The 15,503-nt window shown below is 71.5% G+C and carries 12 protein-coding genes and 1 other RNA gene; 10 read left to right on the top strand and 3 right to left on the bottom strand.

The window, feature by feature from the left end; all coding sequences use genetic code 11:
- Both OG927_RS12735 and OG927_RS12730 read right to left on the bottom strand, forming a co-directional pair.
- Window positions 1–1,365, bottom strand: a complete 1,365-nt coding sequence (locus tag OG927_RS12735; RefSeq protein WP_209470396.1) for an ABC transporter substrate-binding protein — start codon at window positions 1,363–1,365, stop codon at window positions 1–3.
- 216 nt (window positions 1,366–1,581) lie between these two features.
- Window positions 1,582–4,944, bottom strand: coding sequence for an FHA domain-containing protein (locus tag OG927_RS12730; RefSeq protein ID WP_330320177.1), 3,363 nt, complete (start codon window positions 4,942–4,944; stop codon window positions 1,582–1,584).
- Window positions 4,945–5,374: 430 nt separating this feature from the next.
- On the opposite strand from OG927_RS12730, the gene OG927_RS12725 reads away from it, so the two are divergent.
- The 5 genes from OG927_RS12725 (at window position 5,375) to OG927_RS12705 (ending at window position 10,905) form a co-directional block, all read left to right on the top strand.
- A complete protein-coding gene (locus tag OG927_RS12725) occupies window positions 5,375–7,063 on the top strand; it encodes a serine/threonine-protein kinase (RefSeq protein WP_330320176.1) in 1,689 nt (562 codons plus the stop codon).
- Between the two features lie 145 nt (window positions 7,064–7,208).
- On the top strand, window positions 7,209–8,447 hold the full coding sequence (locus OG927_RS12720; protein ID WP_056798654.1) for a serine/threonine-protein kinase: 1,239 nt from the start codon (window positions 7,209–7,211) through the stop codon (window positions 8,445–8,447).
- A gap of 58 nt (window positions 8,448–8,505) precedes the next feature.
- Window positions 8,506–9,612, top strand: a complete 1,107-nt coding sequence (gene prfB, locus OG927_RS12715; protein ID WP_056798653.1) for a peptide chain release factor 2 — start codon at window positions 8,506–8,508, stop codon at window positions 9,610–9,612.
- A 574-nt stretch (window positions 9,613–10,186) separates the two neighbouring features.
- Window positions 10,187–10,624 (top strand): hypothetical protein, encoded by a 438-nt coding sequence (locus OG927_RS12710; protein WP_330320175.1) that lies wholly within the window; start codon window positions 10,187–10,189, stop codon window positions 10,622–10,624.
- On the top strand, window positions 10,621–10,905 hold the full coding sequence (locus OG927_RS12705) for an LPXTG cell wall anchor domain-containing protein (RefSeq protein ID WP_330320174.1): 285 nt from the start codon (window positions 10,621–10,623) through the stop codon (window positions 10,903–10,905). Before OG927_RS12710 ends, OG927_RS12705 begins: the two co-directional genes overlap by 4 nt.
- A 128-nt stretch (window positions 10,906–11,033) precedes the next feature.
- Here the strand turns inward: OG927_RS12705 and OG927_RS12700 are convergent, their stop codons facing one another.
- Entirely contained in the window at window positions 11,034–11,225 is a 192-nt protein-coding gene (locus tag OG927_RS12700) for a hypothetical protein (protein ID WP_209470400.1), read from the bottom strand.
- A 257-nt stretch (window positions 11,226–11,482) separates the two neighbouring features.
- Here OG927_RS12700 and ftsE point away from each other — a divergent pair, with 257 nt between their 5' ends.
- From ftsE to ssrA, 5 genes are all read left to right on the top strand, one after another.
- Complete coding sequence (gene ftsE, locus OG927_RS12695) at window positions 11,483–12,172, top strand: cell division ATP-binding protein FtsE (protein WP_014046319.1); 690 nt, start codon at window positions 11,483–11,485, stop codon at window positions 12,170–12,172.
- A 35-nt stretch (window positions 12,173–12,207) separates the two neighbouring features.
- Window positions 12,208–13,128 (top strand): permease-like cell division protein FtsX, encoded by a 921-nt coding sequence (gene ftsX, locus OG927_RS12690; RefSeq protein ID WP_056798644.1) that lies wholly within the window; start codon window positions 12,208–12,210, stop codon window positions 13,126–13,128.
- Between the two features lie 68 nt (window positions 13,129–13,196).
- Window positions 13,197–14,384 carry a S41 family peptidase gene (locus OG927_RS12685; RefSeq protein ID WP_330320173.1) on the top strand — a complete coding sequence of 396 codons (1,188 nt, stop codon included), beginning with the start codon at window positions 13,197–13,199 and terminating at the stop codon, window positions 14,382–14,384.
- A gap of 18 nt (window positions 14,385–14,402) precedes the next feature.
- Window positions 14,403–14,891: an SsrA-binding protein SmpB gene (gene smpB / locus OG927_RS12680; protein WP_056798638.1), complete on the top strand. Its 489-nt coding sequence runs from the start codon at window positions 14,403–14,405 to the stop codon at window positions 14,889–14,891.
- Between the two features lie 110 nt (window positions 14,892–15,001).
- Window positions 15,002–15,389: a transfer-messenger RNA gene (gene ssrA / locus OG927_RS12675) on the top strand.
- The last annotated feature ends 114 nt before the right edge of the window (window positions 15,390–15,503 follow it).

The raw sequence follows: 15,503 nt of genomic DNA, 5'->3' as shown, positions 1-15,503 counted from the left end.
TCAGCTCTTGTACGCCGCGGCCGCGTCGGACTCCAGCTTCGCCTGGGCCCCCGCGATGTCCTTCGGGTTCTTCAGGAAGTCCTGGAGGATCTTCCACTCGCCCTTCCCGGGCGTCCCGCCGAACGACTGCGGGGCCTGGTCGGACATGTCGAACCGGACGTCGTCCCCGGCCGCGATCAGCGCCTCGGCCATGGTGCGCTGCACATCGTTCGGGTAGGCGGCCGCGTCCAGCGCCTTGTTGGGCGAGATGAACCCGCCCTGCTCGGCCCAGATCTTCGCCGCGTCGACCGAGGCGAGCCAGGTCAGCAGCGCCTGGGCGCCCTTGCTGTCCTTGAGCGCCACGGCCGCGTCGCCGCCCGTCACCACGGGGGAGTCCGCGCCGACCGCCGGGAACGGGAACACCTTGGCGTCCGTGCCGATCTTCGCCTCGGTCTGCGCGATGTTGACGGAGACGAAGTCGCCCTCGAACACCATCGCCCCCTTGGGCTGGTCGCCCCCGGTGAACGTCTGCGTCACGGAGGTCGGGAATTCCGTCTGCAGCGCGCCGTCGGCGCCGCCCGCGATGAGCTCCGGCTTGCCGAAGAGCTCGGCGAGGGTGGTGAGAGCGTCCTTCACGGACGGGTCCGTCCACTTGATCTCGTGCTTGGCCAGCTGGTCGTACTTCTCCGGGCCCGCCTGGGAGAGGTAGATGTTCTCGAACCAGTCGGTGAGCGTCCAGCCGTCCGCGCCGCCGACCGAGACCGGGGTGACACCGGAGGCGGAGACGGTCTCGGCCGTGGCGATGAAGTCCTTCCAGGTCTTCGGCTCGCTCGCGCCCGCGTTCTCGAACGCCTGGGCGTTGTACCAGATCAGGGACTTGTTGGCGGCCTTGAAGTAGACGCCGTACTGGGTGCCGTCCACCGCGCCGAGGTCCTGCCAGACCTGCGCGTAGTTCTGGCCGAGCTGGGCCCTGGCCTCGTCGCCGACCGGCTTGGCCCACTTCTTGGCCACGGCCTGCTGGATCGCGCCCACCTGCGGGATCATCGCGACGTCCGGCGGCTGGCCGCCCGCTATCTTCGTACCGAGGAAGTTGACGATCGGGTCCTGCGCCGGGACGAAGGTGACCGTGGCCCCCGTGCGCTTCTCGAACTCGTCCAGCACCTTGGTGAAGTTGGCCTGCTCGGGGCCCGTCCAGACCGCGGCGACCGAGACCTTCTCACCGTCCAGTTTCGGCAGGACGACGGTCGGCGAACTGTCCTTGTCCGGACCGGATCCCGCGTCCGCTCCGTCCTTGCCGTCATCGCCTCCACCGCAGCCGGTGAGGGCCAGCGCCCCGATCGCGGTGAACACCAGTGCGGCCCTGCGCATGCGAAGGGTTGTGCGCATCTCTGCCCCGTCTCTCCTGTGCGTGTGTGCACGGACCGGCACCGACGGTGGGGCTGTTCGGTGCTGGTCGCGTCTCACATCGTGCGGTTCGACTTGCCGTTCGTCCGCACAGTCCTACGCCGGGTCAACAGGTGCCGCAATACCGCGATCACCCCCACCACGGAGATCGTGATCGGCTCGTGACGTGGCGTCAGCGACAGGGAGACGGAGCGGAATTCACGGGTGGGAGGGGGCCAGCGGGGGCAGCCGCTCCGCGTTCACCGAACGGGCCGCCCGCTCCAGGGCGCTGGCGAGCAGGGCCAGGTCGGTGGGCCCGTTGCCCAGCTCGCGGACCTGCCGGCGGGCCGGAGGATCGCCCATGCGCTCCCACTCCAGCGGGACGACGGTGGGACGCAGGGTCGCCGTGCGCGGGATGCGGCCCGTGACCCTGCCGCCCTGGAACGGCGTCACCCGGCCGTCGGGATGCCCCAGGCGTCCGCGTCCCGGTGCCGTCTCGTCCGGGGACGGCGGTACGACGGGCGGGTCCAGGATGATGCGCAGCCTGGCTCCGCGGGCCAGCTCCGTGTCCTCGGTGCGGTCGGGGCGGGCGGAGGTGGCGACCAGATGGACGCCGAGCCGTCCGCCGTCCCTGGCCACGGCCTCCAGCACGCGCACGACGGACCCGGCGGACGGCCGGCCGGGGCTGCCGAGAGCCGGGGCGACCAGGGCGTCGAAATCGTCGGCCAGGACGACGAGCCTGGGCAGCGGAGAGGGGCCGGGGTCCAGGGGCCGCGCGGCTGCGGGACGGAGCCGCAGGGTGCCGCTGGCGGGGGAGTCGAGGTCGCCGCGCTGTTCGGCCGCTCCGGAGGCGCGTCTCCCGGTGAGCGTCTGCGATCGCTCGTACCGTGCGTGCCATTCGGTGAAGTCCAGCCGGCCGAGCAGCTCCGCGCGGCGCTTCAGCTCGCCGCCGAGCGCCTGGGCGAACTCCCGCATCCGTACGGGGTCGGAGGCGACCAGGTGGGTGAAGACGTGCGGCAGCTCCGCGCAGGGGCCCAGGCCCTCGCCGCGCTCCCCGCGCTCACCCCCCGCGCCGTCGATCAGCAGGATGCCGAGCCGGTCGGGCCGGGCGGCGGAGGCGAGCGAGGCGGCGACGGCCCGCAGCAGCTCCGTACGGCCGCTGCCCGCCGGTCCCTCGATCAGCAGGTGCGGTCCCTCGTCGGCCAGATCGACGGACAGGGGGCCGTGCGGCCCGGCACCGAGGACGATCACCGGGCGTCCCGCGTAACCGGAGGCGGCGGGGGCCGGTACCTCGCGCCGCTGTCCGGGCACCTCGCCGGCCTGGGCGTAGGAGGAGTGGCCCGAGCCGGCGCCGGTGGGACCGCTGTCCCGGAACGGCGTACGGCCGGGGCCGGGGGCCTCGCGCTGCTGGCCCACCCGGGGACCGGTGCTCAGGGTGCGGCCGGAACTCGTGGTGTGCAGGTCCGCACCGGCCGGGGCCGCCGTGCGCACCGACGCACCGGGCTGCTCCTCCGCGGTGGAGGCCCAACGGGCCATCAGGGAGGCCGGGGTGGCTCTGGCCAGGCCCAGCTCGTCCAGCAACCGGGCGGACGGGGGCAGGGCCGCGGCCATGGGTCTCCCGGGCAGGGCGGCCGAGCCCTCGTCGCGCAGCGGGGCCAGGGCGCGCGCGAACCGCTCGGCCCAGGCCACCGACACCGCGTCCACCGCGGCGACGGTGCCGTGTCCGGCCGTCCGGCCGCCCGCCGTACGCAGCAGCCGCAGCGCGGTCGCCACATCGCCGCTCAGCATCGCGACCGCCCCGCACTCACGGAAGGCGATCGAGGCCCGGCACGCCGTGTCGTAGGTCGCGGCGACCGGGGACGTGGGCGACGCGGCCGGGGTCTCGGCCAGGCAGATGAGGTGGATTCCGGCAGCCGCTCCGGCGCCGGCCAGGGCCGCGGTGGTCTCACGCAGGGCGGCGGAACCGGGGTCGCCGTCCACGATCACCACCGTGCGGGGTCCCTCGTGGCGGCGGGCGGCCTCGGCCACCGCGGCCCGGTCCGCGCTCGCCCAGCCGGGGCCCAGCGGCCCCTCCTCCAGACGCCGGACCAGCTCCGCGGCACGGGCGTCCGCCTGCTCCCGGTCGTACGCCAGCAGCAGTCTGCAGTCCTGGCCGTGCATGGGGCGCAGATGCGGCAGCCACCCGAGCCAGGACCACTCGCGCCGCCGCTCCTCCGTGCCGCGGGCCCGGTCCGTGGCGATCAGCACGATCTCCAGGTCGAAGGGGGAGTGCAGCGCGGCGAGCTGCGCCACCGTCGAGCGGGCCAGTCCGGACAGCCGCGCCCGGGGCCCGGCGAGCCCGAGGGAGCCGGCCTCCCGCAGCCCCACGGTGACCGGTACGGCGGACAGGTCGGCCCGCTCCGTCGTGCCCAGGCGCACGACCAGGGACTCCGGGTGCGAGGTGTCGCGCTCCCACAGCCGGGGGCCGGGGCCGAGCGCGGTGAGGAGCACGGTGGCGGGATCCGGCCAGGTCCCCGCGGGGGCCGAGGGTGACGGAGCCGGGAGGGAGGGGGAGGGGGAGGTACCGGCCGGCTCCGAGGTCTCCGGCTCGCCCTTGCCGCCTGCCAGACGCCGCGCCCAGGCGCCTATGCCGCCGCGCCGCGGGGGCTCGCCCCCCGCGAGGTGGGTGCCGCGCCCGTGGGAAGCCTGCTGCGGGCGCCCGTCGGTACCGCCGCGGTGCTCGTCGTGCCCGGCGGGCCCGCCGTCGTACGGGCCGTGTCCGCCGTGGGTGTCGTGCCCGGCGGGTCCGCCGTCGTACGGGGCGTGTCCGCCGTGGGTGTCGTGGCGGGAGGGCTCCGGGCTGTAGGCGCGGCTGTGCGATCCGCCGGCCCGGCCCTCGCCGCCGGTCTCCTGCGCGTCCTCGTGCGGGCCCGCCCCGCGGGTGCTCCTGGCGTCCGCCCGGTTCACGCGCAGGTGGCCCTCGCCGTCGGGCGCCGTGGTGAGCGTGGGCGTGCGGGTGCCCGTCGTCAGCCGGAGCGTCGACTCGCCGAGGCGCAGCAGGGCGCCCGGGGCCAGCCGGACCGGGCGCCCGTCGATCTCCGTGCCGTCCAGGGAGGTGCCGTTGGTGGAGCCCAGGTCGGCGACCGACACCCGGCCGTCCTCGGAGACCGTCACCGCGCAGTGGAGCCGCGACACGTCGGGGTCGTCGAGGGGGACGTCCGCGTCGGTGGAGCGTCCGATGCGGATCTGTCCGCCGTGCAGCAGGTGGACCCCGCCGGCATCGGGGCCCGCGATCACGTGCAGCCGCGCCGGGACGGCGTCGTCCGCGGCCTCGTCCTCACCGGGCAGCTGCAGCGAGAGGACCGCGCCGTCCACCAGGGGCGGCTCGCCCAGGGAGCAGCGCTGCGGGTCGAGGCGGTCACGCCCGGCGTACAGCACCACGGCACCGCCGCCCTGGGAGCCCTCGGGGCCGGTCACCGCAGCGGCCAGGCTCGAGGCCACGGCCGCGAGGGCCGTCCCCGCGGGGGCGGTGACGAGCACGTCGCAGGTGCGTGCCGGGGTCTGGCCGCTGCGCGGCGCGAGGACGGTCAGCCGGATCTGCATCGCCGTCAGCGGTCCCTTCTGCGCGGGGCGCCCGGCAGGGGAAATGCCCTGTGATTCCCCCCACCCGGCACGGACGCGTCGTCCGGTACAGGTCGTCACGGAGTGCGAGGTTCCACGACCTCGGAGTTCCGTGCTGGAGGCATCCTCGCACCTGCCACTGACAACACGCCCGGGGGTGACCGCTTAGTGATCTTGAATGGCCGACTGTGCGTGCAAAAGTGCCTGCTTGGTCCTGAACGGGGAGTGCTGCACACTCGATCGGCAACCAACCCTTCGGTGTGAGCGTCTTCCCCCGGACAGGGCGGCGGACCGCGGCAGCACGACCTCACGGCGACCGGCCGGTGCCCCGTACGGCGGCACTAGAGTGGGCCGGAACATCCGGGCGGGCCGGGGGGACCGCAAGCACAACGATCAGCAGGGAGCGCATGACGTGCGGCCGGTAGGCAGCAAGTACCTGCTCGAGGAGCCGCTCGGACGCGGCGCCACGGGCACCGTCTGGCGAGCCCGCCAGCGGGAGACCGCGGGCGCCGAGGCGGCCGTCGCCGGGCAGCCCGGCGAGACCGTTGCGATCAAGGTGCTCAAGGAGGAGCTCGCCAACGACGCGGATGTCGTGATGCGGTTCCTGCGTGAGCGTTCCGTGCTCCTGCGGCTCACCCACGCGAACATCGTGCGCACCCGGGACCTCGTCGTCGAGGGCGATCTCCTCGCCCTCGTGATGGACCTCGTCGACGGCCCCGACCTGCACCGCTACCTCCGCGAGAACGGCGCGTTCACCCCGGTGGCCGCCGCTCTGCTGACCGCCCAGATCGCGGACGCGCTCGCGGCCAGCCACGCGGACGGTGTCGTCCACCGGGACCTGAAGCCCGCCAACGTGCTGCTCGACGAGCGCAACGGCGAGATGCACCCGATGCTCACGGACTTCGGCATCGCGCGCCTCGCGGACTCGCCGGGACTGACCCGGACCCACGAGTTCGTGGGCACGCCCGCCTATGTGGCGCCCGAGTCCGCCGAAGGCCGTCCGCAGACCTCCGCCGTGGACATCTACGGCGCGGGCATCCTGCTGTACGAGCTGGTCACCGGCCGCCCGCCGTTCGCCGGGGGCACCGCCCTGGAAGTCCTGCACCGGCACCTCAGCGAGGAGCCCCGGCGCCCCACCACCGTCCCCGAACCGCTGTGGACGGTCATAGAGCGCTGCCTGCGCAAGGACCCGGACCAGCGGCCCAGCGCCGTGAACCTGGCCCGTGCGCTGCGCACCGTCGGCGCGGGCATCGGAGTGCACGCGAACTCGGCGCAGATCGCTGCCGCCGAGGGCGTGGGTGCCCTGCTCGCACCGGACCCGGCGCCCGCCGCCGTACCGGAGACCCCGGGCGCGGCGGACCCCACGCAGGTGCTGCCGAGCAACGCGGGCTCGTACGATCCGTCGGCCGCGACCAGCGTCATGCAGCAGACCCCGGGCGGCCACGCCGACGCGACCTCGGTCATGCCGCCCGTGCCGCCGCGCCCCGACGGCCCGCCGCGACCCGACGACCCGCACCCCTGGCAGTCCCAGCTCCAGGCGGCCCGCGACCGCAACGAGCAGACGCAGGTCCAGTACCTCGACCCGAGCCAGGACCCGCTGCGCCGCCGTCCGCAGCGCCAGCAGCAGCCCTCGCAGGACCAGCAGCCCCCGCAGCGCCAGCAGCACCAACAGCCCCAACAGCCACCGCAGAGGCAGCAGCGCCCGCAGCCCCAGCGTGCTCAGCAGTACCCGCAGCAGCAGCCGCAGCGCTACCAGCCGCAGCAGCACCAACCCCAGCAGCACCAGCCGCAACACCAGCCCCAGCGGCAGCAGTACGCGCCCCCGCAGCAGCCGGCACCGCAGCCGCCGGCCCCGCGCCCGCCCCGGCAGCGCAGCTCCAACCCGATGCGCATCCCCGGTCTCGGTTGTCTCAAGGGATGCCTGTTCACCGTGCTGCTGCTGGTCATCGCCAGCTGGCTGATCTGGGAGCTGACACCGCTCCAGGACTGGGTCGCTCAGGGCAAGGGGTACTGGGAGGCCATAGGGGACGGGATCTCCACGGTCACGCAGTGGTTCGAGGACCTGGGCGGGAGCAGCCCCAGCGACACGACAGGGCAGTAACGCCCCGACTCTGTACCTTTGTCGACTTCTGCGGGCCCAATTCGCCCGCAGAAGTCGAGGTTGGCGCCGTCCAGGGCACGCAGTACCCCGATCGCCGCGTAACTTTGTCGACCGGGGGTCAACGCCAGCCGCTGAGGGAGCAGTCTTGGCACGGAATATCGGCAGCCGGTACACCGCCCACCAGATCCTGGGGCGCGGCAGCGCCGGCACGGTGTGGCTCGGCGAGGGGCCCGAGGGCCCCGTCGCCATCAAGCTGCTCCGCGAGGACCTCGCGTCCGACCAGGAGCTCGTGGGCCGCTTCGTACAGGAGCGGACCGCTCTGCTCGGGCTCGACCATCCGCACGTGGTCGCCGTCCGCGACCTCGTGGTGGACGGCACCGACCTGGCGCTGGTCATGGATCTGGTGCGCGGCACCGATCTGCGCACCCGGCTCGACCGGGAACGCCGCCTCGCGCCCGAGGCCGCCGCGGCGATCATCGCCGACGTCGCCGACGGGCTCGCCGCGGCGCACCGCGCCGGAGTGGTCCACCGCGACGTCAAGCCGGAGAACATCCTGCTCGACATGGAGGGCCCGCAGGGGCCCGGCGGCTCACACCCCGCCCTGCTCACCGACTTCGGCGTCGCCAAGCTGATCGACACCCCGCGCCGCACCAAGGCCACCAAGATCATCGGCACCCCGGACTACCTGGCCCCCGAGATCGTCGAGGGCCTCCCGCCGCGCGCCGCCGTGGACATCTACGCCCTCGCCACGGTGCTGTACGAGCTCCTCGCGGGCTTCACTCCCTTCGGTGGAGGCCATCCGGGCGCCGTACTGCGCCGTCACGTCACCGAGACCGTCGTGCCGCTCCCGGGCATTCCCGAGGAGCTCTGGCAGCTCCTGATCCAGTGCCTGGCCAAGGCCCCGGCCTCCCGGCTGCGCGCCTCCGAGCTCGCGACCCGCCTGCGGGAGCTGCTCCCGCTCCTGTCCGGGATACCCCCGCTCGACGTCGACGAGCCGGATACCGAGGCCGAACAGCAGACGTACGACGAGCAGCAGTACACCCCGGCCCCCGAGGAGCCCCGTCGGCGCGGCGCGGTCCCGCTGGTCCCCGGCTCCTCCCCGGACTCCAACCGGGACACCCACACGAGCATGCGCGTCCCGGCCCCCGACGAGCTGGCCGGCGGCCCCCTGGGCACCGCCCGCGCCCCGCGCGCCCCGGGCCGGCCGCGGCCCGGATCCGCCCGTAACAAGTCGGCGGCCGTCCGTAAGCGCCGCATCACGCTCGGTGCGGCCGCGCTCGTCCTGTGTGCGGCCGTAGGGGTGGCCGGCTGGCTCGCGACCAGCGGCGACGACGCGGGCGCCACGCCCCAGGACACGAAGAATTCGGCGCCGTCGGCGCCCTGAGAGCCCCGCTGGGCCGGGGGAGGGACAGGTTCATCCGTCCAGCCGTTAGGCTGGACCCGTGGCAGTCGTCGATATTTCCGAAGAGCTGAAGTCCCTCTCCTCGACCATGGGGTCGATCGAGGCCGTCCTGGACCTGGATGCGCTGAGGGTCGACATCGCCGCGCTCGAAGAGCAGGCGGCGGCGCCGTCCCTCTGGGACGACCCGGATGCGGCGCAGAAGATCACCAGCAAGCTTTCGCACCTCCAGGCCGAGGTGCGAAAGACCGAGGCCCTGCGCGGTCGCATCGACGACCTCGAGGTCCTCTTCGAGCTCGCCGAGGACGAGGGTGACGCCGACGCACTCGCGGAGGCGGAGACAGAGCTGGAGTCCGTCCGGAAGGCGCTGGACGAGATGGAGGTCCGCACGCTCCTCTCCGGCGAGTACGACGCGCGCGAGGCCCTGGTCACCATCCGGGCCGAGGCCGGCGGAGTGGATGCCGCGGACTTCGCCGAGAAGCTCCAGCGCATGTACCTCCGCTGGGCCGAGCGCCACAACTACAAGACCGAGGTCTACGAGACGGCGTACGCCGAAGAGGCCGGCATCAAGTCGACCACCTTCGCCGTGGAGGTCCCGTACGCCTACGGCACGCTCTCCGTCGAGCAGGGCACCCACCGGCTCGTCCGCATCTCGCCGTTCGACAACCAGGGCAGGCGCCAGACGTCCTTCGCGGGTGTCGAGGTGCTGCCCGTGGTCGAGCAGACGGACCACGTCGAGATCGACGAGTCCGAGCTCCGCGTCGACGTGTACCGCTCCTCGGGCCCCGGCGGCCAGGGCGTCAACACCACGGACTCCGCGGTGCGTCTGACCCACCTGCCCACCGGCATCGTCGTCTCCTGCCAGAACGAGCGCTCGCAGATCCAGAACAAGGCGTCCGCGATGAACGTCCTCCAGGCGAAGCTCCTCGAGCGCCGCCGCCAGGAGGAGCAGGCCAAGATGAACGCGCTCAAGGGCGACGGCGGCAACTCCTGGGGCAACCAGATGCGTTCGTACGTCCTTCACCCGTACCAGATGGTCAAGGACCTGCGTACGGACTTCGAGATGGGCAACCCGGAGGCGGTCTTCAACGGAGAGATCGACGGCTTCATCGAGGCCGGCATCCGTTGGCGCAAGCAGAGCGAGAAGTAGCCGTATCCGTACGGCAGTCGGGCCCGGGCAGGGAATCCTGCCCGGGCCCGTTCGCTTGTCCCGCCCCGCGCGGGGGAGTTGGCGGCCCGTGTGGCGAATGCGTCACAGTCGTGGTTCCGATTAGCCGTCAAGAACCCCCATAGCGCCGCGTATGACCCGGAACGGCCTTGACGTAGTCCTTAACTCTGGACAGGGTGCTGGAGCAGCATGCGTATGTCTGGGACAGGTGTGATCGGGGGCGGGCGGGATGACCACGGTACGGCGTGGCCCTGCAGAGAGTGTGACCCCGCAGGGCCGTGGACCGCGTACGGCTGCTCCTCTGACGAGATCAGCTACTGGGGGTAGCAACAGATGACGAAGAAGACGCGAATCCGCGTCGCGCGGATAGCCGCCGGTGCGGTTATTGCCGCGGGTGCCTCGCTCACCGTCGCCGGTGCGGCACAGGCCGCCGGTTACACGCTCGAGGAGAACTCGAGCAGCGAGACCATGGTCCAGGACGAGCCCGAGCTCATCGGCGGCCTCCTCGGTGGAGTCGACGCGGGCGCCGACGGCGGTGCCACTGACGGTGGTACCGATGGCGGTACCGATGGTGGGACTGACGGCGGCACTGACGGCGGTGTCGACGGCGGTACTGACGGTGGCACCGATGGTGGTGTCGACGGTGGTACCGATGGTGGCACTGACGGCGGTGCCGATGGCGGTACTGACGGTGGTACCGATGGTGGGACCGACGGCGGTACCGACGGTGGTACCGATGGTGGGACCGACGGTGGTACCGATGGTGGGACCGACGGCGGTACCGATGGCGGTACTGACGGTGGCACCGATGGTGGGACCGATGGTGGTACCGATGGTGGTACCGATGGCGGTACTGACGGTGGCACCGATGGTGGGACCGACGGCGGTACCGATGGTGGCACTGACGGTGGCACCGACGGCGGTACCGACGGCGGTACCGATGGCGGTACTGACGGCGGTACTGACGGCGGCTCGACCACCAACGGCGGTGTGACCGGTGGTGACACCGGCGCCACCGGTTCCACGACGGGTGACACCGACGGTGGCGCCGGCACCTGCACCGTCGACCTCGACGGTGCCGCGTGCGCCGACAACACCGACACCGACAGCGTCGGCAACAAGCCGGTCGAGCAGAGCCAGGGCAAGGACGAGCTCGCCGAGACCGGTGCGGCCGAGACCACGTTCCTGCTGGTCGGCGCCGCGACGATGATCGCCGGCGGTATCGGCTTCCGCCTGCTGCCGCGTCTGGTCGGCGGCGGTCGTACGGTCGCCTAGAGGCCGTACGTGCACGAATGAGGGCCCGGGAGGCCGTGACGGCCTCCCGGGCCCTTACGCGTACCCGAACTGCTCCAGCGGCCCGTACGCGCACGTCTCGGCCGTGTCAGGCCCGGCGCGTCGCCCCGTCAGACGGCTTGGTGCGCCAGCAGCGCCAGAGCGGCCACGAGGATCACCATGAGCGCTATCAGCATGGCCGGGTTCAGGCCCGCGAACGGACCCTGGTCCTGCATCCGCTCCCGGCTCGCCCGGCAGACGCGGCAGCGTCCCTCGGCCACGGGCGCCGCGCAGTTCGCGCACACCAGTCGGTCATAGGTCATGCGCATTCCTCCTCCCGCGCGGCGGAGCCGCATCACGTTCTCTCCGCACAACGCTCAGGGAAACGCAACCGTTCCCCCTACCACTGTGCCAGCTCGCACCGATTTCGGCGCGGCCCGCCGGACAAGGTCCGGCACGCCCCGTTTCGTTCCCCGCCGTGTTCCGTCACAAATCCCTCATTGCCGGACGCCGACTGCACGCGTCAGCCCGGTTCGCGTATGGTCACGCACACCTACTCCCGGCCGACCGTGGTGCATCCGTGATCCGATTCGACAACGTCTCCAAGACCTACCCGAAGCAGAGCCGCCCAGCTCTCCGGGACGTCTCACTCGACATCGAGAAGGGCGAGTTCGTCTTCCTGGTGGGCTCCTCCGGCTCCGGCAAGTCCACCTTCATGCGGCTCATCCTCCGCGAGGAGCGCGCCAGTCAGGGCATGGTCCATGTGCTCGGCAAGGACCTCGCGCGCCTGTCCAACTGGAAGGTGCCGCAGATGCGCCGCCAGCTGGGCACGGTCTTCCAGGACTTCCGGCTCCTGCCCAACAAGACCGTCGCCGAGAACGTGGCCTTCGCGCAGGAGGTCATCGGCAAGCCCCGCGGTGAGATCCGCAAGGCCGTTCCGCAGGTGCTCGACCTCGTCGGTCTCGGGGGCAAGGAGGACCGCATGCCCGGCGAGCTCTCCGGTGGTGAGCAGCAACGCGTCGCGATCGCCCGCGCGTTCGTCAACCGCCCCATGCTGCTGATCGCGGACGAGCCGACCGGCAACCTCGACCCCCAGACCTCCGTGGGCATCATGAAGCTGCTGGACCGGATCAACCGGACCGGCACCACCGTGATCATGGCGACCCACGACCAGAACATCGTCGACCAGATGCGCAAGCGCGTCATCGAGCTCGAGCAGGGCCGTCTCGTACGTGACCAGGCGCGCGGCGTCTACGGCTACCAGCACTGAGCACCTGCACGAGCATCGAGTACTGAAAGGACGCCATGCGCGCCCAGTTCGTCCTGTCGGAGATCGGCGTCGGTCTTCGTCGCAACCTCACGATGACCTTCGCGGTCGTGGTCTCCGTCGCCCTCTCGCTCGCCCTGTTCGGCGGTGCGCTGTTGATGCGCGAGCAGGTCAGCTCGATGAAGACCTACTGGTACGACAAGGTCAACGTCTCGATCTTCCTCTGCAACAAGAACGACGCCAAGGACGTTCCCAAGTGCGCCAAGGGTGCCGTCACCGCACAGCAGAAGAAGGAGATCAAGGCCGATCTCGAGAAGATGGACGCCGTCGAGAAGCCGGTCCTCTTCGAGACGGTCGACGAGGCGTACAAGCACTACCAGGAGCAGTTCGGCGATTCCCCGATGGCCGGCAACATCACGCCGGACCAGATGCAGGAGTCGTTCCGGGTCAAGCTGAAGGACCCGCAGAAGTACAAGGTCGTCGCGACGGCCTTCGCCGGCCGTGACGGGGTGCAGTCCGTCCAGGACCAGCGGAGCATCCTGGACAACCTCTTCGGGCTGATGAACGGCATGAACGTGGCCGCCGTCTTCCTGATGGTGCTGATGCTCGTCATCGCGCTGATGCTCATCGTCAACACCGTCCGCGTCTCGGCGTTCAGCCGGAGACGGGAGACGGGCATCATGCGGCTGGTGGGGGCGTCCGGGTTCTACATCCAGATGCCGTTCATCATGGAGGCCGCGTTCGCCGGTCTGATCGGCGGCCTGCTCGCCTGCGTGATCCTGCTCGCGGCCCGGTACTTCCTGATCGACGGCGGTCTGGCGCTCCAGGAGAAGCTGAACCTGATCGACTTCATCGGATGGGAAGCGGTGCTCACCAAGCTTCCGCTGGTCCTCGCGATCGGGTTGCTGATGCCGGCTGTTGCCGCTCTCTTCGCGTTGCGCAAGTACCTGAAGGTGTGACGAGCGCCCCGTGCGGCGTGCGGCCGACCAGCCGTGCGCCGTCGGGGCGTTGTCCTAGACTCGTCGCCATGCCGGGCCTCACGCACCGTTGGGTGCCCCGCGGTGTCCACCGCGGGGCGGCCCTGACATTGGTCTTCGCGAGTGTGCTGGCCACCGCCGCGGCCACCGGCTCGCTGCCGCGCCAGGACGACAAGGACGCGGAGATAAAGACCCGTGCCGTCTCCTCCACCGTCGGGTCCGTGGACGGCGAGGAGATCGCGGACGCCGCGGCCGACGCCGAGGCCGACGGGAAGTCCGGCACCGCCGCCGCCGAAGAGGTCGTCAGCCGCAGCGGGGACCGCTGGGGCGCGGTGTACGACGAGCGGGAGTACAAGGAGTTCGAGCAGGCTCTCGACGGCTCGTACACCGGTGTGGGCATCTCCGCGCGCCGCTCCTCCCGCGGAGTGATCGCCGTGACCGGCGTCCAGGCAGGCGGTCCCGCGGACCTGGCGGGTGTGCGGGAGGGCGACCTGCTGCGCACGGTCGACGGCCGAGCCGTCGGCGGGCGTCCCGTCGCCGAAGTGGTCGCGCTGCTGCGCGGCGACCGTACGGGGGCGGCCGAGGGCACCCCGGTCGTCCTCGGGCTCCGGCGCGGCGGCCACACCTGGACCGCGACCCTGCGGCGGGCCCGGCTCAGCACCGAGGCGGTCACCGTCCGGCGGCTGGGCGACGCCCCCTCCTCCGCCGTACTGATCAAGGTCGCCGCCTTCACCAAGGGCGCGGGCACCGCGGTCCGCGAGGCCGTGGACGCCGCTCCCGGGGACGCCGGGATCCTCCTGGACCTCCGGGCCAACGCGGGCGGCCTGGTCACCGAGGCCGTCACCGCCTCCTCCGCCTTCCTGGACGGCGGCCTGGTCGCCACCTACGACGTGCACGGCGACCAGCGGGCCCTGTACGCCGATGCCGGCGGCGACACCGGCCGGCCCTTGGTCGTCCTGGTGGACGGCGGCACCATGAGCGCCGCCGAACTGCTGACCGGAGCGCTGCAGGACCGGGGGAGGGCCGTCACCGTCGGATCGCGCACCTTCGGCAAGGGCTCCGTGCAGATGCCCAGCAAGCTCCCGGGCGGTTCCGTGGCCGAGCTGACCGTCGGGCAGTACCGCACTCCGGCGGGCCGGAGCGTCGAGGGAAGCGGCATCACACCCGACGTCGGGGCGGGTCCGGAGGCCCAGCAGAGGGCCGAGACGGTATTGAGTGGCCTCGGGGGTGGGTCGTAGTGCGAAAATGACCGCACTATGGCCAAGGAAAAAGACACCGGGCGCAAGATGATTGCGCAGAACAAGAAGGCGCGGCACGACTACCACGTCCTCGACACCTACGAGTGCGGCCTCGTGCTCATGGGTACGGAGGTCAAGTCGCTGCGGATGGGCCGGGCGTCGCTGGTCGACGGCTTCGTCCAGATCGACGACCACGAGGCGTGGCTGCACAACATCCACGTACCGGAGTACGTGCAGGGCACGTGGACCAACCACGCGGCCAAGCGCAAGCGCAAGCTGCTCCTGCACCGGGCCGAGATCGACAAGCTGGAGTCGAAGTCCCAGGAGACGGGCCACACCATCGTGCCCCTCGCCCTGTACTTCAAGGACGGCCGGGTGAAGGTCGAGATCGCGCTCGCCAAGGGCAAGAAGGAGTTCGACAAGCGGCAGACGCTGCGTGAGAAGCAGGACACGCGGGAGACGAACCGTGCGATCTCGGCGGCCCGTCGGCGCCAGCGGAGCGCGTAGCCGCGGGCCCCGCCCCCGGAGCAGCCGGAATACGGTGGCACCGGCGTGCGTTGGTCACGTACGATGGGCCGTGCACCTCAGCGAAGGTGCGCGGATTGAAAAAACAACATGGGGATGATCGGTTTCGACAGCGGATGTCGAAGCAGGGGAAGCGAGTCGAGGAAGCGGCAATGATCTCGTTAACCATATGTCGCAACCAATAATCGCCAATTCCAAGCGCGATTCCTCCGCCTTCGCCCTCGCTGCCTAATCAGCAGCTAAGCGAAGACTCTGCGGAGTGTCAGCCCGGGGGTGATCCCGACCCGGATCCTGGCATCAACAAGGGATCTAAACTTCTGAGCCCGGTCACGGGGCCCTGAAGGAAATCTAACAGTGACTGGGCCTGTCGGAGGCTTGTTCGCGTGACCTCCGGGGCCGAGAAAAGCGTAGCGAACTGCACTCGGAGAAGCCCTGGTTCCGCACCGTTGGACGCGGGTTCGATTCCCGCCATCTCCACAATTCCCATGTGAACGAGGACCCCGTTGCCCCTGGCAGCGGGGTCCTCGTTTTTTGTGCCCGCCCGCCCGCCCGCCCGCCCGCCCGCCCGCCCGGGTCCGGGCCGTGCGATCCGGG

It is taken from the genome of Streptomyces clavifer (assembly GCF_036345975.1).
Classification (GTDB): Bacteria; Actinomycetota; Actinomycetes; order Streptomycetales; family Streptomycetaceae; genus Streptomyces; species Streptomyces clavifer.
Note: the sequence above shows the minus strand (reverse complement) of the source record. Positions and strands in the feature narration are given on the sequence as shown.

Coding starts and splice junctions, on each gene's coding strand:
- OG927_RS12735 (WP_209470396.1), bottom strand. CDS start 1,365: ATGCGCACAACCCTTCGCATGCGCAGGGCCGCACTGGTGTTCACCGCG.
- OG927_RS12730 (WP_330320177.1), bottom strand. CDS start 4,944: ATGCAGATCCGGCTGACCGTCCTCGCGCCGCGCAGCGGCCAGACCCCG.
- OG927_RS12710 (WP_330320175.1), top strand. CDS start 10,187: ATGGCGGTACCGATGGTGGGACTGACGGCGGCACTGACGGCGGTGTCG.
- OG927_RS12700 (WP_209470400.1), bottom strand. CDS start 11,225: ATGACCTATGACCGACTGGTGTGCGCGAACTGCGCGGCGCCCGTGGCC.
- ftsX (WP_056798644.1), top strand. CDS start 12,208: ATGCGCGCCCAGTTCGTCCTGTCGGAGATCGGCGTCGGTCTTCGTCGC.
- OG927_RS12685 (WP_330320173.1), top strand. CDS start 13,197: ATGCCGGGCCTCACGCACCGTTGGGTGCCCCGCGGTGTCCACCGCGGG.
- smpB (WP_056798638.1), top strand. CDS start 14,403: ATGGCCAAGGAAAAAGACACCGGGCGCAAGATGATTGCGCAGAACAAG.